Origin of the sequence: Bradyrhizobium algeriense (assembly GCF_036924595.1) — a bacterium.
Classification (GTDB): Bacteria; Pseudomonadota; Alphaproteobacteria; order Rhizobiales; family Xanthobacteraceae; genus Bradyrhizobium; species Bradyrhizobium algeriense.
The window spans coordinates 4,037,842-4,059,033 of record NZ_JAZHRV010000001.1 but is presented as its reverse complement, the minus strand read 5'-3'; the positions used below and the strand labels follow the sequence as shown (position 1 = coordinate 4,059,033).

General features: G+C 62.0%; 18 protein-coding genes. 14 read left to right on the top strand and 4 right to left on the bottom strand.

What is annotated here, in order from left to right; translation table 11 throughout:
- The first annotated feature begins 217 nt into the window (after nt 1-217).
- From xoxF5 to V1286_RS19740, 6 genes are all read left to right on the top strand, one after another.
- The gene (gene xoxF5 / locus V1286_RS19765; RefSeq protein WP_334481886.1) at nt 218-2,023 is read left to right on the top strand and encodes a lanthanide-dependent methanol dehydrogenase XoxF5; all 1,806 of its coding nucleotides are present in this window, start codon (nt 218-220) and stop codon (nt 2,021-2,023) included.
- 108 nt (nt 2,024-2,131) lie between these two features.
- Nucleotides 2,132-2,611: a c-type cytochrome, methanol metabolism-related gene (locus V1286_RS19760; protein ID WP_334489770.1), complete on the top strand. Its 480-nt coding sequence runs from the start codon at nt 2,132-2,134 to the stop codon at nt 2,609-2,611.
- Between the two features lie 73 nt (nt 2,612-2,684).
- Nucleotides 2,685-3,791, top strand: coding sequence for an S-(hydroxymethyl)glutathione dehydrogenase/class III alcohol dehydrogenase (locus V1286_RS19755; protein WP_334481885.1), 1,107 nt, complete (start codon nt 2,685-2,687; stop codon nt 3,789-3,791).
- Nucleotides 3,792-3,826: 35 nt separating this feature from the next.
- Nucleotides 3,827-4,396, top strand: a complete 570-nt coding sequence (gfa, locus tag V1286_RS19750) for an S-(hydroxymethyl)glutathione synthase (protein ID WP_334481883.1) — start codon at nt 3,827-3,829, stop codon at nt 4,394-4,396.
- 477 nt (nt 4,397-4,873) lie between these two features.
- Entirely contained in the window at nt 4,874-6,064 is a 1,191-nt protein-coding gene (locus V1286_RS19745) for a fumarylacetoacetate hydrolase family protein (protein WP_334481881.1), read from the top strand.
- A 33-nt stretch (nt 6,065-6,097) separates the two neighbouring features.
- The gene (locus V1286_RS19740) at nt 6,098-7,267 is read left to right on the top strand and encodes a Gfo/Idh/MocA family protein (RefSeq protein ID WP_334481879.1); all 1,170 of its coding nucleotides are present in this window, start codon (nt 6,098-6,100) and stop codon (nt 7,265-7,267) included.
- 208 nt (nt 7,268-7,475) lie between these two features.
- Here the strand turns inward: V1286_RS19740 and V1286_RS19735 are convergent, their stop codons facing one another.
- Together V1286_RS19735 and V1286_RS19730 are read right to left on the bottom strand one after the other, a co-directional pair.
- The gene (locus tag V1286_RS19735) at nt 7,476-8,786 is read right to left on the bottom strand and encodes an ABC transporter substrate-binding protein (RefSeq protein WP_334481877.1); all 1,311 of its coding nucleotides are present in this window, start codon (nt 8,784-8,786) and stop codon (nt 7,476-7,478) included.
- A 309-nt stretch (nt 8,787-9,095) separates the two neighbouring features.
- Nucleotides 9,096-10,067: a LysR family transcriptional regulator gene (locus V1286_RS19730; protein WP_334481876.1), complete on the bottom strand. Its 972-nt coding sequence runs from the start codon at nt 10,065-10,067 to the stop codon at nt 9,096-9,098.
- A gap of 148 nt (nt 10,068-10,215) precedes the next feature.
- Here V1286_RS19730 and V1286_RS19725 point away from each other — a divergent pair, with 148 nt between their 5' ends.
- The 7 genes from V1286_RS19725 (at nt 10,216) to cbbX (ending at nt 18,293) form a co-directional block, all read left to right on the top strand.
- On the top strand, nt 10,216-11,253 hold the full coding sequence (locus tag V1286_RS19725; RefSeq protein ID WP_334481874.1) for a class 1 fructose-bisphosphatase: 1,038 nt from the start codon (nt 10,216-10,218) through the stop codon (nt 11,251-11,253).
- A 13-nt stretch (nt 11,254-11,266) separates the two neighbouring features.
- A complete protein-coding gene (locus V1286_RS19720; RefSeq protein ID WP_334481872.1) occupies nt 11,267-12,142 on the top strand; it encodes a phosphoribulokinase in 876 nt (291 codons plus the stop codon).
- Complete coding sequence (tkt, locus tag V1286_RS19715; RefSeq protein ID WP_334481871.1) at nt 12,139-14,178, top strand: transketolase; 2,040 nt, start codon at nt 12,139-12,141, stop codon at nt 14,176-14,178. Before V1286_RS19720 ends, tkt begins: the two co-directional genes overlap by 4 nt.
- Nucleotides 14,179-14,213: 35 nt before the next feature.
- Nucleotides 14,214-15,299: a class II fructose-bisphosphate aldolase gene (gene fba, locus V1286_RS19710; RefSeq protein WP_334481870.1), complete on the top strand. Its 1,086-nt coding sequence runs from the start codon at nt 14,214-14,216 to the stop codon at nt 15,297-15,299.
- Nucleotides 15,300-15,354: 55 nt separating this feature from the next.
- Complete coding sequence (locus tag V1286_RS19705; RefSeq protein WP_334489768.1) at nt 15,355-16,815, top strand: form I ribulose bisphosphate carboxylase large subunit; 1,461 nt, start codon at nt 15,355-15,357, stop codon at nt 16,813-16,815.
- Nucleotides 16,816-16,827: 12 nt separating this feature from the next.
- Nucleotides 16,828-17,247: a ribulose bisphosphate carboxylase small subunit gene (locus V1286_RS19700; RefSeq protein ID WP_334481868.1), complete on the top strand. Its 420-nt coding sequence runs from the start codon at nt 16,828-16,830 to the stop codon at nt 17,245-17,247.
- A 152-nt stretch (nt 17,248-17,399) separates the two neighbouring features.
- Complete coding sequence (gene cbbX / locus V1286_RS19695) at nt 17,400-18,293, top strand: CbbX protein (RefSeq protein WP_334481867.1); 894 nt, start codon at nt 17,400-17,402, stop codon at nt 18,291-18,293.
- A 43-nt stretch (nt 18,294-18,336) separates the two neighbouring features.
- Here the strand turns inward: cbbX and V1286_RS19690 are convergent, their stop codons facing one another.
- On the bottom strand, nt 18,337-18,810 hold the full coding sequence (locus V1286_RS19690) for an Lrp/AsnC family transcriptional regulator (protein WP_334481866.1): 474 nt from the start codon (nt 18,808-18,810) through the stop codon (nt 18,337-18,339).
- A gap of 144 nt (nt 18,811-18,954) precedes the next feature.
- On the opposite strand from V1286_RS19690, the gene ald reads away from it, so the two are divergent.
- Nucleotides 18,955-20,070, top strand: a complete 1,116-nt coding sequence (gene ald, locus V1286_RS19685) for an alanine dehydrogenase (RefSeq protein ID WP_334481864.1) — start codon at nt 18,955-18,957, stop codon at nt 20,068-20,070.
- A gap of 79 nt (nt 20,071-20,149) precedes the next feature.
- Here the strand turns inward: ald and V1286_RS19680 are convergent, their stop codons facing one another.
- Entirely contained in the window at nt 20,150-21,055 is a 906-nt protein-coding gene (locus tag V1286_RS19680; protein ID WP_334489765.1) for an amino acid ABC transporter substrate-binding protein, read from the bottom strand.
- Nucleotides 21,056-21,192: the final 137 nt, after the last annotated feature.

The window sequence follows — 21,192 nt, the reverse complement described above, 5'->3', positions numbered from 1 at the left end:
GGAACACGCCCACCGAATGATGCTTCGCAGCACGGCAGAGCCGGAACGTCGCGCGCCGGTCCGAATTTAAAAAAATGATTAAGTTTCGCTATTGAGCAAACGCGCTTCGCTCTTGGGCAAGTTTCCTATTTCCGAACGGGATAGGAATAGGGACCAAGAATGGAAAATGGGCCGTCTCGGCGGAAACCCAAAACTCTTAATCTGGGAGGAAACCACTATGCGCAAGGTGCTACCCGCAGCCTGTCTCGGCGTCATGGCGGCATTCGCCGTCGGCGTCGCGTATGCCAATGAAGAGCTGAGCAAGATGGCGCAGAACCCGAAAGATTGGGTGATGCCGGCCGGCGACTACGCAAATACACGCTACTCGAAGCTGAACCAGATCACCGCAGCCAATGTCGGCAAGCTCCAGGTTGCCTGGACCTTCTCGACCGGTGTGCTGCGCGGCCATGAAGGCGGGCCGCTCATCATCGGCAACATCATGTACGTCCATACGCCGTTCCCGAACAAGGTCTACGCTCTTGACCTTTCGCAGGAGAACAAGATCGTCTGGAAGTACGAGCCGAAGCAGGATCCGAACGTCATTCCGGTGATGTGCTGCGATACAGTCAATCGCGGCGTGGCCTATGGCGACGGCAAGATATTCCTGCATCAGGCAGACACCACGCTGGTCGCGCTCGATGCCAAGACCGGGCAGGTGGCGTGGAGCGTCAAGAATGGAGATCCGGGCAAAGGCGCCACGGGCACCTCCGCGCCGCTCGTCGTCAAGGACAAGGTCCTGATCGGCATCTCCGGCGGCGAGTTCGGCGTGCAATGCCACGTCACGGCCTACGACCTCAAGAGCGGCAAGCAGGTATGGCGCGCCTTCTCCGAAGGGCCGGACGATCAGATCATGGTCGACCCCGTGAAGACGACCGAACACGGCAAACCGATCGGCAAGGATTCGAGCGTCAAGACCTGGCAGGGCGATCAGTGGAAGATCGGCGGCGGCTGCACATGGGGCTGGTTGTCCTATGACCCCAGTCTGAACATGGTCTATTACGGGTCCGGCAACCCCTCGACCTGGAACCCGAAACAGCGTCCGGGCGACAACAAGTGGTCGATGACCGTCTTCGCGCGCAACGCGGATACCGGCATGGCCCACTGGGTCTACCAGATGACGCCCCATGACGAATGGGACTACGACGGCGTCAACGAAATGATCCTCAGCGACCAGCAGATCAATGGCCAAGAGCGCAAGCTGTTGACCCATTTCGACCGCAACGGTTTAGCTTACACGATGGACCGTACCAACGGCGAACTCCTGGTCGCCGAGAAGTACGATCCGAAGGTGAACTGGACCACCGGCGTCGACATGAACAAGAGCTCGCCGACCTTCGGACGTCCCAAGGTTGTCGATCAGTATTCGACCGAAAAGGGCGGCGAAGACAAGAACACGAAGGGCATCTGCCCGGCCGCGCTCGGCACCAAGGACGAGCAGCCGGCAGCCTATTCGCCCGATACGCAACTGTTCTACGTGCCGACCAACCACGTCTGCATGGACTACGAGCCGTTCAAGGTGAGCTACACCGCGGGCCAGCCCTACGTCGGCGCGACGCTCTCGATGTATCCGCCTCAGGGCGAGAGCCACATGGGCAACTTCATCGCCTGGGACAACAAGACCGGCAAGATCGTCTGGTCGAACAAGGAGCAGTTCTCGGTGTGGTCGGGAGCGCTCGCGACAGCCGGCGGCGTGGTGTTCTACGGAACGCTCGAAGGCTATCTGAAGGCAGTCGATGCCAAGACCGGCAAGGAGCTTTACAAGTTCAAGACCCCGTCGGGCATCATCGGCAACGTCACGACCTATGAGCAGGGCGGCAGGCAGTATGTGGCTGTGCTGTCCGGCGTCGGCGGCTGGGCGGGTATCGGCCTTGCCGCAGGTCTGACCGATCCGACGGCAGGACTCGGCGCGGTCGGTGGCTATGCCGCGCTGAGCAACTACACCGCGCTCGGCGGCACGCTCACCGTGTTCGCACTGCCGCAGTAAAGCAGGACCACCTCGTCCGGCGCGTGGCTCGTTCCACGCGCCGGTTGATCTAGATCTGATATCGAGGATGAGCTCTTGCGTAGAATCTGTTTGATTGTAGCCACTCTCATGCTTGTGGCGCCGGGATTGGTTGCCCACGCTGCCGACGATCCGACCGCCATCAAGTCCGAGGATGGCAAGTATCTCGACAAGGAAGGAAACCCGACCTTCAAGGTCGGGGCCGACGGGACGGTCGATTGGTACACTTATTCCGGATACCGCCGCTATCACTCCGAATGCCATGTCTGCCATGGCCCTGACGGGATGGGATCGACCTACGCGCCGGCGCTACAGGAGTCGTTGAAGACGATGAGTTACGGCGATTTCCTCGGTGTGGTCGCCAGCGGTCGCAAGAACGTCAACACCGCGCAAGAGAGCGTCATGCCGGCGTTCGGCGATAACCCGAATGTCGCCTGCTACATGGACGACCTCTACGTCTATCTGCGTGCCCGCGCTTATGACGCTGTCGGGCGCGTGCGGCCTGCCAAGCGTGAAGACAAACCCGAGGCCTACACTGAGGCAGAGAAGTCCTGCATGGGAGCCAAATGATCATGCCGAACATGCGAGGTTTGCGTCTCGGCAGGTCCGTGCAGCGACTTGAAAAGAAAATGTGGAGCTTAAGATGAAGACCCGCGCTGCTGTCGCATTCGAGGCCAAAAAGCCTCTTGAAATCGTTGAGGTCGATCTGGAAGGCCCGAAGGCCGGTGAAGTCCTCGTCGAGATAAAGGCGACCGGAATCTGTCACACCGACGCTTACACGCTCGATGGATTCGACAGCGAAGGAATCTTTCCTTCGATTCTCGGTCATGAAGGCGCAGGCATCGTCCGGGAGGTTGGGCCGGGTGTGACGTCCGTCAAGGCCGGCGATCACGTGATCCCGCTCTACACGCCGGAATGCCGCCAGTGCAAAAGCTGCCTGAGCGGCAAGACCAATCTTTGTACCGCCATCCGCGCCACGCAGGGCAAGGGGCTGATGCCGGACGGCACCTCGCGCTTCAGCTATAAGGGCAAGCCGATCTACCACTATATGGGTTGTTCGACCTTCTCGAACTTTACCGTGCTGCCGGAAATCGCAGTGGCAAAGATTCGCGAGGACGCGCCGTTCGACAAGAGCTGCTACATCGGTTGCGGGGTGACGACGGGCGTTGGCGCCGTGGTGAATACCGCCAAGGTGACACCGGGCGCCAACGTCGTCGTATTCGGTCTCGGCGGCATCGGGCTCAACGTCATCCAGGGCGCGAAGATGGTGGGCGCCGACAAGATCGTCGGCGTTGACATCAACGACTCCAAGGAGGATTGGGGTCGCCGTTTCGGCATGACGCATTTCGTCAACCCGACCAAGGTCAGCGATATCGTCCAGCATCTGGTCGGACTTACCGACGGCGGCGCCGATTACACCTTCGACTGCACCGGCAACACCACCGTGATGCGGCAGGCGCTCGAAGCGTGCCATCGCGGCTGGGGCGTCTCGGTCGTTATCGGGGTCGCGGAGTCCGGCAAGGAAATCGCTACCCGGCCGTTCCAACTGGTGACCGGCCGTGTCTGGAAGGGAACGGCATTCGGCGGCGCGCGCGGCCGAACGGATGTGCCGAAAATCGTCGACTGGTACATGAACGGCAAGATCGAAATTGATCCGATGATCACGCACGTCCTCAAGCTGGAGGAGATCAACCACGGCTTCGATCTCATGCACCAGGGCAAGTCGATCCGCTCAGTTGTCGTGTTCTGAAATTAGAGAACCTAAAACACAAGGAGGATAGGCCCATGACTGTTCATATTCATCCAGCGATTGATAGCGGCGTAAAGAAGGGGACCGGCAACTTTGCCGGCGGCACTCTTGTCTGCAAATGCACGGACAGGCCGGTCAAGGTCGCCATCAAGGGCGATGTCGCCCACAACCACGCCTGCGGCTGCACCAAGTGCTGGAAGCCCGCGGGGGCGACATTCTCCGTTGTCGCCGTCGTTCCGCGTGACAATGTGAACGTGACCGAGAACGGCGACAAGCTGCAGATTGTCGACGCGTCGGCGGCGATCCAGCGCTATGCCTGCAAGGCCTGCGGCACGCATATGTATGGCCGGATCGAGAACACCGGGCATCCATTCTACGGCCTCGACTTCATCCATCCCGAACTGTTCCAGGAAGGTGGATGGGCAGCCCCCGGGTTCGCCGCATTCGTGTCGTCCGTGCTGGAGTCCGGCGTTCAGCCGGCCGAGATGGACGGAATCAGGGCCCGGCTGAGGGAACTCGGGCTCGAGCCCTATGATTGCCTGTCGCCGCCTTTGATGGATGCGATCTCGAGCCACGTGGCAAAGTCCAAGGCCAAGGCAGCCTGAACAAGGCAGCCTGAACAAGGCGGCCTGAACCGGGCGCTGGCCTGATCCTCCGCGATACCGGACTCGCGCTGATGGCGATCGCCATCAGCGGAGCCGGACGCCGGGAGCGTCACGCGGTTGTGCCATTGCTTCGTTGATGTCGGTAGGCGAAGAACGCCTGCCGGCCAACGAAGCCATGCACCCGTCTCGGGCAGGCGGCTCTCCGGCGCGGCCCGTCCGGCGCATAATTCCCTGACATCGATGCCCTCCGAGGTCTTTGCTCAATCGCCATGCAGTCCATGGCGAGGGGTGGCGTGGCCCAATCGGCTGCACTTGACCGATCGTCTGATTTTGCATGCTGCAGCGCGATGAGCTTTGTCGTGGCGGCCACAATGCTGCAGGCGGATATCTTCGGGGGTGTTGACCCGTCGCGTGGTTCCCTTCTATGGACGATGCTGCCCTGACCGCACAGGCGCTACCTCGCGAGGATTCCCCACGATGCCGATCGTCACAGATGCCGCATTCATTTTACCCGACGATTTCGCCGGCGCCGCGCTGATGGGGCGGATCTGGCGTCCTGATCTTGCCGGCCCGTCGGTGGCTGCGATCCGCCAGGACGGCGTGTTCGACATCACCGAGGATTTCCCGACCGCCAGCCAGCTTGCCGCCGCCGCCGATCCGGCGCGGGCGCTGCGCGCCGCGCGTGGCGAGCGGGTAGGCACGCTGCAGGATCTGTTGAACAACACGCCGCCCGACACCCGCGATCCGACCAGGCCATGGCTGCTCGCCCCGATCGATCTGCAGGTGATCAAGGCTGCCGGCGTCACGTTCGCCGTATCGATGCTGGAGCGGGTGATCGAGGAGCGGGCACGAGGCAATCCGGATTCGGCGCAAGCCATCCGGGCCGAGGTAACACGGATCGTCGGCACCGACCTGTCGCGGCTGAAGCCGGGCTCGGCGGAAGCGCAGCACGTGAAGGACGTGCTGGTTACCCAGAATGCCTGGAGCCAGTATCTCGAAGTCGGAATCGGGCCGGACGCGGAAGTGTTTACCAAGGCTCCGGTCCTGTCGGCGGTGGGCACATGCGTGGATGCGGGCCTGCATCTGAAATCGACCTGGAACAATCCAGAGCCCGAGGTGGTGCTGGTGGTGACGCACGACGGGCGTATCGTCGGCGCGACGCTTGGCAATGATGTCAATCTGCGTGACTTCGAGGGACGCTCGGCGCTGCTGTTGTCCAAGGCCAAGGACAACAACGCGTCCTGCGCCATCGGGCCGTTCGTGCGGTTCTTCGACGCGGACTTCACGCTCGACGACGTCAGGAAGATGGATATCTCGCTGGAGGTGAAGGGGCCGGAGGGTTTTGTCCTGCATGGCGCATCTTCCCTGACCCAGATCAGCCGCGACCCGGCCGACATCGTCGGGCAGACGATCAACGAGAACCATCAATACCCCGATGGTTTCGTGTTGTTCCTGGGCACCATGTTCGCACCGATCCAGGACCGTGCCGCGAAGGGGCAGGGGTTCACCCATGTGGAAGGCGATCTGGTGACGGTCGCCACGCCGAAACTCGGCCGGCTGACCAACCGCATGCGCCACAGCGGCGATTGCGAACCTTGGAAATTCGGCCTGACCGAGCTCTTCGCCGCGTTGATGCGCCGCAAGGGTGTTGGCCGAAGCGGCAATTAGCCTCTAGCCGCGACAGCCGGGAGGCACTTCGCAATGGCGAAAATCAGGGTCGGCCTGGCGGGGTGCGGCTTCGTGTCCGAGCTGCACATGCATGCCTACCGGCGCGTCTACGGCGTGGATGTCGAAGTCAGGGCCGTTGCGGCGAGGGGCGATCATGTCGTCGAGTTTGCCCGTCGTCACCAGATTCCGACGGCGTATCGCAGCTTTCGCGACTTGGTCGTCGACGCTGATATCGATGTCATCGACATCTGCACGCCGCCCAATTTGCACACGTCGATGATTGTCGACGCGATGCAGGCCGGTAAGCATGTGATCTGCGAAAAGCCGTTCGCAGGCTATTTCGGCCGGGACGGCGACAAAGCGCCGATCGGCAAGCATGTGTCGAAAGCGTTGATGTATGAGCGCGTGCTGGAGGAAATGGAAAAGACCCGCGCGGCGATCAACCAGACCGGCAGGCTCTTCATGTATGCGGAGGATTGGATCTACGCGCCGGCGGTGACCAAGACCGTGGAGATCCTCAAGGCCACCAAAGACAAGATCCTGTTCATGAAGGGGGAGGAGAGTCACTCCGGCTCGCATGCCGCGCACGCCGCGCAATGGGCGATGACCGGCGGCGGCTCGCTGATCCGGATGGGATGCCATCCGCTCTCGGCGGTACTTTATCTCAAGCAGGTAGAAGCGAAGGCGCGTGGCGAGGCGATCAGTGTCGCGGGCGTGACGTGTGACGTCGGCAACGTCACGGCATGCCTGCGTTCAGATGAACGAACCGTGCTCAAGGCTAATCCCGTCGATGTCGAGGATTGGGGCATGCTCACGGCCACCTTCTCCGACGGCACCAAGGCCACGGTTTTTTCCGGCGACATGATCCTCGGCGGCGTGCGCAACCTGATCGAAACCTATACCAGCAGCGGCGCGCTGTTCGCCAACATCACGCCGAATACGCACATGATGAGCTATCAGACCAGCGAGGAGAAACTCGCAAGCGTCTACATCACCGAAAAGGTCGACCGGAAGACCGGTTGGCAATATGTCTGTATCGAGGAGGAATGGACGCGCGGCTACGTGCAGGAAATCCAGGACTTCATGGAATGCGTCGCGACTGGCCGGCAGCCGCTTTCGGATCTGGCGCTGGCCTTTGAGACCATCAAGGTCAACTACGCCGGCTATTGGGCCGCCGAAGAGGGTCGCCGCGTCACGCTGTGATCGGCACCGGTGCTCGTGTCACCTCGCCCCGCGTGCGGGGAGAGGTCGGATCGCATCGAAGATGCGATCCGGGTGAGGGGGGACTCTCCGCGCACTCACGTCTTTCGAATTTGCTGAGACAGCCCCTCACCCACACCCTCTAAGGGCGAGCTTCGCTCGTCTCGACCCCGCAAGAGCGGGGCGAGGGAGATCGACAGCAATGGCGGCGCTACGCCGCGTACACCGACGATTTCGGCAGCGGGAACACCGGATCCTGCGTTCTTATGTTGGTCGGCCAAACCACCGAGATATGCTCGCCGGCATTCTGCATCACGACCGGGGTCGAGCGCTCGTTCTGGCCGGAGAGCGGCGTGCCGGGTGGATAGAATTTCACGCCATAGCCCTGAATGGTGCCGCCCGGCGGGATATCCACGTCGAGCGCCGCCTTGCGAACCGCCTCGGGATCGAAGCCGCCGTATTTCTCTTTTGCCACGGGCAGCACATTGTTGAGCAGGATCCAGGTCTGGTTGAATCCCATCGAACAATGCGGCGGCACGTCGGTCGCGCCGGTCTTCTCCTTGTAGCGTGCGACCATGATTTTGGTGAGATCGCCGATCCCGGGAGCGAGTTTCGAAGCATCGAGCAACTGCGCCGGCACCGGATCGATATTGCAGAAATTGTCGATATCGGCGCCGAACGTCGCGCGCAACTTGTCGAGCTGGCTGTAGCCCGCCCCGGCGCCGAACAGCATTTTGAACTTGAGGCCGTTCTCGCGCGCCTGACGCAGGAACAGGGTGATATCAGGATTGTATCCCGCGTGTGAGATCACGTCGGCCTTGGCACGCTTGAGCTTGGTCACCAGCACCGAGAGGTCGGGCGCGGATGCGGAATAGCCTTCCTTGAGCACGACCTGGAGGCCGCCCTGCTTCGCATAGGCCTCGTCGGCGGCCGCGACGCCGACGCCATAGGGGCCGTCCTCGTGAATCAGTGCGACCTTGACGTCCTTGGGCTCCATGCCGAGCTTGGCTTTGGCGTGCTCGGTGATGAAGCTCGCGAAGGCCTGGCCATACTGGTCGGAATGAATCTGCGCGCGGAACACGTATTGCAGGTTCTTGTCCTTGAACACGGCGGTCGAAACCGCGGTCGTGATCCAGAGGATTTTTTTCTGCTGCTCGACCTTGGCGGCGAGCGGGACCGCGTGCGAACTCGCATAAACGCCGTTGATGATGTCGATCTTCTCCTGGTCGATCAGGCGATTGGCCTCATTGATCGCGACATCAGGCTTGCTCTGGGAATCGGCGGCGATGGGGGAGACCTTGTACTTGCCGCCGATGCCGCCCTTCTCGTTGACGAGGTCGATGGCAATCTGCGCGCCGATCGAGGAGGCGACCGAGCCGCCGGCAGCAAAGGGACCGGTCAAGTCGTAGATCAGGCCGATGCGTACCGTTTCGGCTTGAGCCTGTGCGCGTGTCCAATCGAGGCTGAATGCGGCGGCGGCAGCGGCGGAAGCCTTCAGCAGCGTTCTGCGTGAAGTCGGCATCGTGTCCTCCCACTGAATTATCATTATCGCCGGGACCGGTTTTTCCGGCTTTCAGGCAAGTATTTGGACAATGCGGAAAGAAGTCAACCTACGGACGCGCTCCATAGGGGCGGTCATGGCTGCGGAAACGTGTGGTTACGTGGGCAGGGGCGGCGAGGCTCGCCAACTAAAGTCTGAGAAGGAATGGGTGGAGGCGGCCCGCCGCGGGGAATGGTCCACCGCGAAATGAGCATGAAGCGCGCTGCTTGCTGTCATTGCCAGGCCGACCAGTTTGGCGCTCAGTCAGCCGGTCGGCATTCGCATATCGCGCTATCGGCGTCTGCCGCGTGCCGACGTGCGGGTGATCCTTATCCTGCCATGGGTTCGCGGCAGGAATTGCGCGCCGCGGGCGCTGAGGAATTCCAGCATGGCGCGTGCCGGCGGCAGCAGGATCTTGTCCTTGCGGGAAAGGGCGAACCATTGCCTGATGACGGGAAGACCAATCACGTCGAGCGTGACCAGTCGCCGCTCGTCGAGTTCGGTGGCAACCGTGTGTGCCGAAATGAACGCAATTCCGAGACCGGCGATCACAGCCTGCTTGATTGTCTCGTTGCTGTCCATCGTCATGCCGATTTTCGGTCGAATTCGCGCCGTTTCGAACAACTGCTCCATCAGGCCGCGCGTGCCGGAACCGGGTTCGCGCGTCAGGAATGTTTCGTCAGCAAGGTCGCTCAACGGGATGCGGGATTTTCGCACCAGGCGATGGCTGGTCGGCGCGATAATGACATGGGGATGATCGCCGATCGGGTGGACGTCCATGTCGATATCAGCCGGTGGGCGGCCCATGATCGCGAAATCGAGATCATAGCCGCGTAGCGCCGTGCCGATCTCCTGCCGGTTTCCGATCGAGAGCGCAACATCGATGTTCGGATGGCGTTTTGAGAATCCGGAGATCATGAACGGCACGAAATATTTTGCGGTGCTGACGGCGCCGATGGAGATGCGGCCCGCGGTCGTTCCCGCCATCATCTCGAGCGAGGTCTCGCAGTCCGCAATCGCCGCTTCGATACGCTCGGACAGCGAGAGCACCTCCCGCCCGGCGTCGGTCAGCAGCATCCCGTCACTGGTGCGCTGAATCAGCGGCAGACCTGCAAGCTCCTGCAGATTGCGGATCTGCAGCGTGACGGCCGGCTGCGTGAGATGCAGGTGTTTGGCGGCGGCGGTAACCGACCGGTCCCGGTGAACGGCTGCGAGCGCGCGCAGCTGGCGAATGGTCAATTCCCGCGGAAACCTGCCTGCCATGGCTCACCCAATATAAGAAAAACTTTGCCAAAGCCAAAGATAAGAAAATTTCACTAATTTTACAAACTGGGGTGTTGTTAGGCGCGGCGTGCCTGATGGCATGACGCATTGGAGTGGCTCCGAAGAGGGCGCCAATCGGGGAACGGCCATGGACGCACGCATAACCCTATGCTCGCATCTCGATCATGCAGGGTCGGAGACGCCGACCGGTCCCGCCGTGGCCGCCGTGATCGAGACGATTGCCACTGCTGCGATCGGGCTTTCCGATCTCATCGCCGACGGACCGTTGGCCGGCATCACCGGACAAACCCGTGGCGTCAATTCCGATGGCGACCATCAGAAGGATATTGACCTCGTCGCCGACGCGATGATGCGCGCAGCGTTGCGTGCCGCCCCAGTCGCCGCCGTCCTGTCCGAGGAATCGGACCTGCCTGAAGTGCTCAATGCCGAGGCATCTCTCTGCGTCGCCATCGACCCGCTCGACGGATCGGCCAACCTCGAAAACAACATCTCGGTCGGAACCATCTTTTCGATTCGCTCGCGCGGCAACGATATCATCTCCACCTTCTTCGAGCCGGGCACGGCGCAGTGTGCCGCAGGTTTCGTGGTCTACGGCCCTCAAACCACGCTGGTCCTGGCGTTCGACGAGCGTGTCGACATCTTCGTTCTGGACAGGCGTGCCCGGGAATTCCTGCTGATTGCGCGTCGCGTGAGGATTGCGCCCAATACGCCGGAATTCGCCATCAACGCGTCGAACCGGCGGCACTGGCATGGGCCGGTGCGGGCCTATATCGACGAATGCCTCTCGGGTACGAGCGGCAACGGTTCGGTCGATTTCAATATGCGCTGGATCGGCTCGCTGGTTGCAGAGTCGCTTCGCATTCTCGTCCGCGGCGGCGTGTTCCTGTACCCGGCGGATGCGCGGCCGGGATATCGCGACGGACGTCTCCGCCTGCTTTACGAAGCGCATCCGATGGCCCTCGTGATGGAGTGGGCGGGCGGAGCCGCGACCACCGGCCGCCGGCGCATTCTCGAGCTTTCGGCGAAAACACCACACCAGCGGGTGCCGCTGATCATGGGCTCGATGCGTGGCGTTCGCGACGTTGCCGCCATTCACGAAGCGATCGAGCCGATGTTCGACAATAGCGATGCGCCGCTGTTTGCGCGTCGCGGCCTGTTTCGCTGACCGGAAAGAGCAGATGTCACGCAGCTATCCCATCATATCGATTACCGGATCATCGGGTGCCGGCACGACCTCGGTGAAGAAGACGTTTGAAAACATCTTCCGCCGCGAGAAGGTCGAAGCCGCCTATGTCGAGGGCGACGCCTTCCACCGCTACAACCGCTTTGAGATGCGCACAAAAATGGCCGAGGAGGCCGAGCGCGGTAACAAGCATTTCAGCCATTTCAGTCCGGAAACAAATCTGTTCGAGGAACTGGAGAAATTGTTCCGCGACTACGGCGAGTCCGGGACCGGAACCGTCAGGCACTATGTCCACGATCATGAAGAGGCCAGGCTCTATGGCGCAGATCCGGGCACGTTCACGGAGTGGGAGCCGTTGCCGGAGAAGTCAGATCTGTTGTTCTATGAAGGTCTGCATGGCGCTGTTGTGACCGACAAGGTCAATATCGCGCAGCATGCCGATCTCAAGATCGGGGTCGTTCCCGTCATCAATCTGGAGTGGATCCAGAAGCTGCATCGCGACCGCAGCGACCGCGGCTACACCGCCGAGGCGGTCACCGATACCATCCTGCGGCGGATGCCGGATTACATAAACTATATCTGCCCGCAATTCACCGAGACCGACATCAATTTCCAGCGGGTGCCCACGGTCGACACGTCGAACCCGTTCATTGCGCGCTGGATACCGACGCCAGACGAATCGATGGTGGTGATCCGGCTCAAGAATCCGCGTGGCATTGACTTTCCCTACCTGTTGTCGATGATTCCGAACAGTTTCATGTCGCGCGCCAATTCGATCGTAATCCACGGATCGAAGCTCGATCTCGCGATGCAGCTCATCCTCACCCCGCTCATCCTGCAACTGATGGAACGCAAGAGGCGCATGCTATGACCGATTCCGCTCTGTCCCGTATCGCCGTCCAGCCGGTCGTTTCGCACGCTGAAATGGCGAACGCGATCCGCTTTCTGGCCATCGACGCCGTCGAAAACGCGAAGTCGGGTCATCCCGGCATGCCGATGGGCATGGCTGATGTCGCCACCGTGCTGTTTTCGCGCTTCCTCAAGTTCGACGCCTCCGATCCGGCGTGGCCGGATCGCGACCGGTTCGTATTGTCGGCCGGCCACGGCTCGATGCTGCTGTATGCGTTGCTGCATCTGACTGGTTATGCGGGCGTGACGACGGACGAGTTGAAGGCGTTCAGGCAGTGGGGATCGAAAACCCCCGGCCATCCGGAATACGGGCATACGCCCGGGGTGGAGACGACGACGGGACCGCTGGGGCAGGGGATCGCGACCGCGGTCGGGATGGCGCTGGCGGAGCGCCTGATGAATGCGCGCTTTGGCGAGGATCTTGTCGATCACTACACCTATGTGATCGCCGGCGACGGCTGCCTGATGGAGGGCATCAGCCAGGAAGCGATTTCGCTGGCGGGACACCTCAAGCTCGGCCGGCTGATCGTGCTGTATGACGACAATGAAATCTCGATTGACGGATCGACTTCACTGTCATGCTCGGATGACCAGCTTGCGCGCTTCAAGGCGTCAGGCTGGTCAGCGAGCCGGATCGATGGCCACGACCCCGAGGCGATTGCCGCGGCGATCCGGCACGCCCGCCACGACACCCGGCCATCCCTGATCGCCTGCCGTACGGTGATTGGCTTCGGCGCACCCAACCGTCAGGGGACAGAAAAGGCGCATGGCGCGCCGCTCGGTGCGGCGGAAGTCGAGAAGACGCGCAGCGCGTTGGACTGGCCGCACGCGCCATTTCAGGTTCCGGGAGCCGTAGCCGACGCCTGGCGCGAAACAGGTGCACAAGGACATGCGGCCCGGCGGGCGTGGATCGAGCGCAGCCGACGCCATAGTTCGATGGGACGGTCGCTGTTCCACGACGCGCTGAATCGAAAGCTGCCCTGTGGATATGCCGACGTCATGGCGCAGATCCGAACCCGGTTCGGTAGCGAACGGCCGAAAATCGCGACCCGGCAGGCGTCGCAATTGGTGATCGACGTGATCGCGGAAGCGCTGCCCAATCTGCTTGGAGGCTCGGCCGATCTTACCCATTCGAACCTGACGCGCGCGAAGACGCAGCAACCGGTGCGGCCAGATGCTTTCGATGGCAGCTATATCCATTACGGCGTCCGCGAGCATGCCATGGCGGCTGCGATGAACGGCATCGCGCTGCATGGAGGCTTTATCCCATATGGCGGCACGTTTCTCAGCTTTGCCGATTACAGCCGCCCTGCGATCAGGCTGGCTGCGTTGATGGGGATCCGCGTCATCCATGTGATGACGCATGACTCGATCGGGCTCGGTGAAGACGGTCCGACGCATCAGCCGGTCGAGCATCTGGCATCACTGCGGGCGATCCCGAACCTGCTGGTGTTCCGCCCGGGCGACGCGGTCGAGACCGCGGAGGCGTGGGACTGCGCGTTGCGGGCAGATACGAGTCCTTCGGTGCTGTGCCTGTCGCGGCAGGCGCTCCCGACGTTTCGTGACGGTGAGGGCGAGACCAATCTGGTCACGTTCGGCGCCTACGTCGTTGTTGAACCGGAGGAAGGCCGCGACGTCACCTTGATCGCAACCGGCTCCGAAGTATCGATCGCGCTCGAAGCGGCAGGACTGCTCGAGAAAGACAACGTCCGCGCCGCGGTCGTCTCGGCGCCGTGCTTCGAGCTGTTCCGCCGGCAATCTCGCGAGTACCGCACCGCCGTTCTCGGACGCGTGCCGAGGGTCGGCGTCGAAGCCGCGATCGAGGGCGACTGGGCGCGCTGGCTTGGCGATGACGGCGAATTCATCGGCATGACCGGCTTCGGCGCCTCGGCGCCGGCGGAAACGCTCTACCGCGAATTCGGCATCACCGCCGATGAGGTGGCGAAGGCCGCGCTGCGCAGCATCGCGCGCTCGCGGACGGCGTTGACCTGCGCATGACACCACGAACGACGATCAACGACACGGAGGCTCAGATGGCGCGAATTACCCTGAGGCAGTTGCTGGACCATGCCGCCGAGCACGATTACGGCGTGCCGGCATTCAACATCAATAATATGGAGCAGGGACTCGCGATCATGGATGCGGCGGCTTCTGTCGATGCGCCCGTGATCATCCAGGCCTCGCGGGGGGCACGCTCCTATGCGAACGACATCATGCTGTCGAAGATGATCGACGCGCTGGAAGAGATGTATCCGCAGATTCCGCTCTGCCTGCATCAGGACCACGGCAACGAGGAATCGACCTGCGCTACCGCTCTGCAACACGGCTTCACCTCCGTGATGATGGACGGTTCGCTGAAGGCCGATGCCAAGACCGCGGCGAGCTATGAATACAACGTCGACATCACCCGCCGTGTGGTCGACATGGCGCACTGGATCGGCGCCTCGGTGGAAGGCGAGTTGGGCGTGCTCGGCTCGCTCGAACATGGCGGCGGTGAGCAGGAGGACGGCCATGGCGTCGAAGGCGAGGTCAGCCACGATCAGCTGCTGACCGATCCGGACCAGGCCGTCGATTTTGTCCGTGCTACCAAAGTCGATGCGCTGGCGATTGCGATGGGGACCTCGCACGGCGCGTATAAATTCTCGCGCAAGCCGGACGGCGACATTCTGGCGATGCGGGTGGTGGAGGAAATCCATCGCCGGCTGCCCAACACGCATTTGGTAATGCATGGTTCATCCTCGGTACCGCAGCCGCTGCAGGACGCTTTCAACGCATTCGGCGGCGAGATGCCACAGACCTGGGGGGTGCCGGTCGAGGAAATCGTCCGTGGCATCAAGCATGGCGTCCGCAAGGTCAATATCGACACCGACTGCCGGCTAGCGATGACCGCGGCGTTCCGCAAGGTGGCTGTGCAAAACAGAAACGAATTCGATCCGCGCAAATTCCTCAAACCGGCGATGGATGGTTTGCGCGACCTCTGCCGAGAGCGCTTCGAACAGTTCGGCACCGCAGGCCACGCCTCAGAGATCAAGGTCATTCCGTTGGCCGAGATGGCAAAGCGCTACCGCTCGGGCGCGCTAGATCCACGTATAGGAGGAATGGCCGATGCCGCCGAATGAGCTGATGACCGCCTCGATCCCGACCAGTCGCCGCACACCACCTGAGGAGAGCAACATGAACATGCACTCGATGACCGTTCGCGGCAAGGATCGCTACAAGTCCGGCGTCCTCGAATACAAGAAAATGGGTTATTGGGAGCCCGACTATCAGCCAAAGGACACCGACATCATCGCGCTGTTCCGGGTGACGCCGCAGGACGGCGTCGATCCGGTCGAAGCCTCCGCAGCGGTGGCCGGCGAATCCTCGACCGCGACCTGGACGGTGGTGTGGACCGACCGGCTGACGGCGGCGGAAAAATACCGCGCCAAATGCTTCCGGGTCGATCCCGTGCCGAATTCGCCGGGCCAGTATTTCGCCTACATCGCCTACGACCTCGACCTGTTCGAGTCGGGATCGATCGCGAATTTGTCGGCCTCGATCATCGGCAACGTGTTCGGCTTCAAGCCGCTGAAGGCGCTGAGGCTGGAGGACATGCGGTTGCCGGTGGCTTACGTGAAGACCTTCCAGGGACCGGCGACCGGCATCGTGGTCGAGCGCGAGCGGATGGACAAGTTCGGCCGCCCGCTGCTTGGCGCCACCGTGAAGCCGAAGCTCGGCCTCTCGGGGCGCAACTATGGACGCGTGGTCTATGAGGCGCTGAAGGGCGGGCTCGACTTCACCAAGGACGACGAGAACATCAACTCGCAGCCCTTCATGCACTGGCGGGAGCGGTTTCTCTATTGCATGGAGGCCGTCAACAAGGCGCAGGCTGCGTCCGGCGAGATCAAGGGCACCTATCTCAACGTCACCGCGGGCACCATGGAGGACATGTACGAGCGCGCCGAATTCGCCAAGGAACTCGGCTCGGTCATCATCATGATCGATCTCGTGATCGGCTACACCGCGATCCAGTCGATGGCCAAATGGGCCCGCCGCAACGACATGATCCTGCATCTGCACCGGGCAGGGCATTCGACCTATACGAGACAGCGCAGCCACGGCGTCTCGTTCCGCGTCATTGCGAAATGGATGCGGCTTGCGGGCGTCGACCACATCCATGCTGGCACCGTGGTCGGCAAGTTGGAAGGCGATCCCGCGACCACGCGCGGCTATTACGATATCTGCCGCGAGGACTATAACCCGGCGCGGCTGGAGCACGGCGTGTTCTTCGACCAGCATTGGGCGAGCCTCAACAAGCTGATGCCGGTGGCGTCGGGCGGCATCCATGCCGGGCAGATGCACCAATTGCTCGATCATCTCGGCGAAGACGTGATCCTGCAGTTCGGCGGCGGTACCATCGGCCATCCCATGGGCATTCAGGCCGGCGCGACCGCCAACCGCGTGGCGCTGGAAGCGATGATCCTCGCCCGCAATGAGGGCCGCGACTATCTGCACGAAGGCCCGGAGATTCTGGCCAGGGCGGCAGAGACCTGCACGCCGTTGAAAGCGGCGCTCGAGGTCTGGAAGGACGTCACCTTCAACTATGAATCGACCGACATGCCGGACTACGTGCCCACGCCCTCTGTGGCGATGTAAGGAGTGGAAACCATGCGCATTACCCAAGGCTGCTTCTCGTTCCTGCCCGATCTCACCGACGAGCAGATTTCCCGCCAGGTCCAGTATTGCCTGGAGCAGGGCTGGGCGGTGAACATCGAATTCACCGACGATCCGCACCCCCGCAACAATTTCTGGGAAATGTGGGGATTGCCGATGTTCGATCTCCGCGACGCCGCCGGCGTGATGATGGAGCTGAATGAATGCCGCAAGGTGTATGGCGAGCGCTACATACGCCTGTCGGCGTTCGATTCCAGCCACGGTTGGGAATCGGTGCGGCTGTCCTTCATCGTCAACCGGCCAAAGGAGGAGCCCGGCTTCCGCCTCGAGCGGCATGAAATGGCCGGGCGCAATATTCGCTATTCGACCAGATCATATGCCGCCGATCGTCCTGAGGGCCGGCGGTACGGTTAGGCACGCGTTCGGTCCGGCGGACGAGTTCTCCCTGAACGTGCCTGCGTCTGCCGGATGCACTGCTCCGTCGCCGCGGAAGCGGCGACGGAGTCTTTTCCGAAGCGACCCGTGCAGCACATTGAGGTTAGCAGATGGATGTGGATACCGCCCCAATGACTGATGCGGTTAACCTGCGCGATGAACTCGAGGCCGTCGGCATCGAGGAAATCCTCTCGCAACTCGACCGCGAACTGATTGGCTTGAAGCCGGTAAAGACGCGTATCCGCGAGATTGCGTCGCTGCTGCTGATTGAACGGATCCGCAAGCGCATGGGACTGGCGTCGGGCGCGCCGACGCTGCACATGTCGTTTACGGGAAATCCCGGAACCGGAAAGACGACGGTGGCGCTGCGGATCGCCAGTATCCTGCACAGGCTCGGTTTCGTGCGCCGCGGCCAGGTGGTGTCGGTCACGCGCGACGAACTGGTTGGGCAATATATCGGCCACACCGCGCCGAAGACCAAGGAGATCCTGAAGAAGGCGATGGGCGGCGTGCTGTTCATTGACGAGGCTTATTATCTGCACCGGCCCGACAACGAGCGCGACTACGGCCAGGAGGCGATCGAGATCCTGCTGCAGGTGATGGAAACGCAGCGTGAGGATCTGGTCGTGATTCTCGCCGGCTACGGCGACCGCATGGACAAGTTTTTCGCCAGTAATCCCGGCTTCCGTTCGCGGATCGCGCACCACATCGACTTTCCGGACTATGCCGACGATGAATTGCTCGCCATCGCAGAGCTGATGCTGCGCGACATGAACTATCGCTTCACACAGGATGCGCGCGCGGAGTTCGTTCGCTACATCGCATTGCGCAAGAACCAGCCGCTGTTCTCCAACGCGCGATCGATCCGCAACGCATTGGACCGTCTGCGGCTGCGCCAGGCCAATCGCCTTGTCGCCGATCTCGATCGTGTCCTGACAGCGGACGATATCAGGTCGATCGAGGCGTCGGACGTGCTGGCGAGCCGCGTGTTCGGGAAGGGCGGAAAATCCGCCGAGGCGGGTTAGCGTCCGCCTTCTCTGGATGCCGAGACAACTGCGATAGACGAAGCTAACGCTGTAACGCCGTTTCAGGGATCGCCCTGCGAACCACTTCGCGCATCGCAAAGCTCGAATGGATACGCGCGACGCCGGGCATCCGCGACAGATGCTGCTTGTGGATCCGCTCGAAGTCCGCGATGTCGCGCGCGATCACCTGCAGATGATAGTCATCGCTGCCCGACATCAGGTGACAGGACACCACGTCGGGACAACGGGCGATCGCTGCTTCGAACGCGGCGAGATATTCCTCGCTCTGTTTTTCCAGTGTGATGGTGACGACAACCGTTGTGACGAGCCCGAGCGCAGTCGGTTCGAGATCGGCCCGATAGCCGCGAATGATGCCGGCTTCCTCGAGCTGACGAATGCGACGCGCGCAGGCGGTTGGCGACAGGCCGACCTTTTCGGCGAGTTCGATCTGGCTCGCCCTTGCATCGGAGAGCAATTCAGTCAGAATCCGCAGATCAATACGATCCAGCTCAGTCACGCCGTAATTTCCTAATATTTGCACATAACACGCAGGATATCTGCGCGAATTCCTTCCGACAAGCCGCAATTCGCAGAGAAGCGTTTCTCGTTCACAGGTAGGTTCCTGGCATCGGACAGCAGCTTCCAATGCAGGAGCAAGGCGATGCGGATCGGTGTGCCCAGGGAGATCAAGGTCGAGGAATATCGCGTCGGCCTGACGCCGGCCTCGGTGCGGGAATATGTGATGCAAGGACATGACGTGATCGTCGAGCAGGGCGCCGGGCTCGGCATTGGCGCCGGGGACGAAATCTACCGTTCGGCTGGCGCTGCGATCGTGGACACGGCAGCGGAAATCTTCGCGACCGCCGACATGGTGGTCAAGGTCAAGGAGCCGCAGCCGACGGAGTGGTGCCAGCTTCGCGAGGATCAAATCCTCTTCACCTATTTGCACCTGGCGCCGGATACGGCGCAGACCAAAGGGCTCCTGGCATCCGGCTGCACCGCGATCGCCTACGAGACGGTGACCGACGCCCATGGCGGACTTCCGCTGCTGGCGCCGATGAGCGAGGTGGCGGGGCGGCTGGCGATCGAGGCGGCGGGCGCCGCGTTGCGAAAGTCGGCGGACGGCATGGGCAAGCTGATCGGCGGGGTGCCCGGTGTTGCGCCGAGCAGGATCGCCGTGATCGGCGGCGGCGTGGTCGGTACGCACGCCGCGCGGATGGCTGCAGGTCTCGGTGCCGACATCGTCATCCTTGACCGCTCGCTGCCGCGCCTTCGTGTCCTCGACGAGATGTTCCTCGGGCGCGTTCGCACACGCTACGCGACGCTGGAAGCGATCGAGGAGGAGGTGACCGGCGCGGACGTCGTCATTGGCGCCGTGCTGGTGCCGGGCGCCAGCGCGCCGAAACTCGTCACCCGCGCGCATCTCGCCCGCATGAAGCGCCGCGCCGTGCTGGTCGATGTCGCGATCGATCAAGGGGGCTGCTTCGAGACGTCGCGGCCGACGACCCATCAGGCGCCGACCTATCTGGTCGACGAGATCGTGCATTATTGTGTTGCCAACATGCCGGGCGCCGTGCCTGTCACGTCGAGCCACGCGCTCAACAATGCCACGCTGCCGTTCGGCCTTGCGCTGGCCGGGAAGGGCATCCGCGCCCTGATCGAGGATCCGCATCTGCGCGCCGGGCTCAACGTGCATCGCGGTCAGATCACCAACCGCGCGGTTGCCGACAGCCAGAATTTGCCGGTGGAGACGCCCGAGAAGATTCTGGCGGCATGACGTCCGCCGGCTGAAAGGAGAGCAGGGCCGTGCGAAGCCTCGGGAAGGGCTGATGGCGGCTTGCTGCGGTAGCGTGCTCTCAACGCTCGTAGCTTGCGGGGTCCGGACTATCCGACGGATGCGCAAATGCGCTGCGCAGTACCGCCGTCATCGAAGTCTTGAAATTGAGACCGTTGGGCGGGACCGGCGATTCGAACCACTTTTTGTAAATCGCCTCGATCTCCGGGCTGCGGTAAAGGTCGGCAGTTACGCGGTCTGCCACGGCCTTGAAGGGCGCATCGTCCTTGCGCAGCATGATCCCGTAGGGTTCGGCTTTCGAGAAGGCTTCGTCGCTGATGATGTAGGCAGACGGGTCTTTCGACCTTGCGATCGCGACGGCAAGCTGCACGTCATCGAGGACGTAGGCGGCGGCGCGGCCGGTCTCCAGCATGAGAAAGGCTTCCGCCTGATCCTTTGCCGCCAGCGGCGTGACGCCGAGATTACGCGCGGCGTTGGCTTGGTTGAGCTGCACCATGTTGGTCGAGCCCGATATCGCAACGACCGGCTTGCCCTTCAACTGGTCGATCGTGCCGATGTTGTCGGCCTTCCGTGCGGCAAACCGCGTCGCCGACAGAAAATGTGAATTAGTGAACGCCACCTGGCGCTGCCGTTCCGCATTGTTGGTGGTGGAAGAGCAGACGAGATCGACGGTGCCATTCATCATGAGCGGAATGCGGTTGGACGACGTCACCGGCAGCGTTTCAACGGTCACGTTGGAGAGGTTGAGTTCGTGCTTAACCGCGTCCACGATTTTCATGCAGATGTCGACGGCGTACCCGATTGCCTTCTGGTTGCCGTCCAGATAGCTGAAGGGCACCGAGGCTTCCTGGATGCCGAGGATGATCTTGTTGGTCTCCCTGACTTTCTGGAGTGTCCCGGCCAGTTCGCTTGCATACGCAGGGACGGCAATCAGGGCAACGGCAAGCATGGTCAATGGCAGGCGCATCACGGTGGACCTCATCGGATAGTGAACGGGTTTGCAGCGACCGAGCGGATGGCCGTCGTGCCAATCGATAGCGGGCGACCGTAGTCGATCAGCCGCCACTGCTGAATTAGTGACCGTGAAAACCGGCTATATCAAAG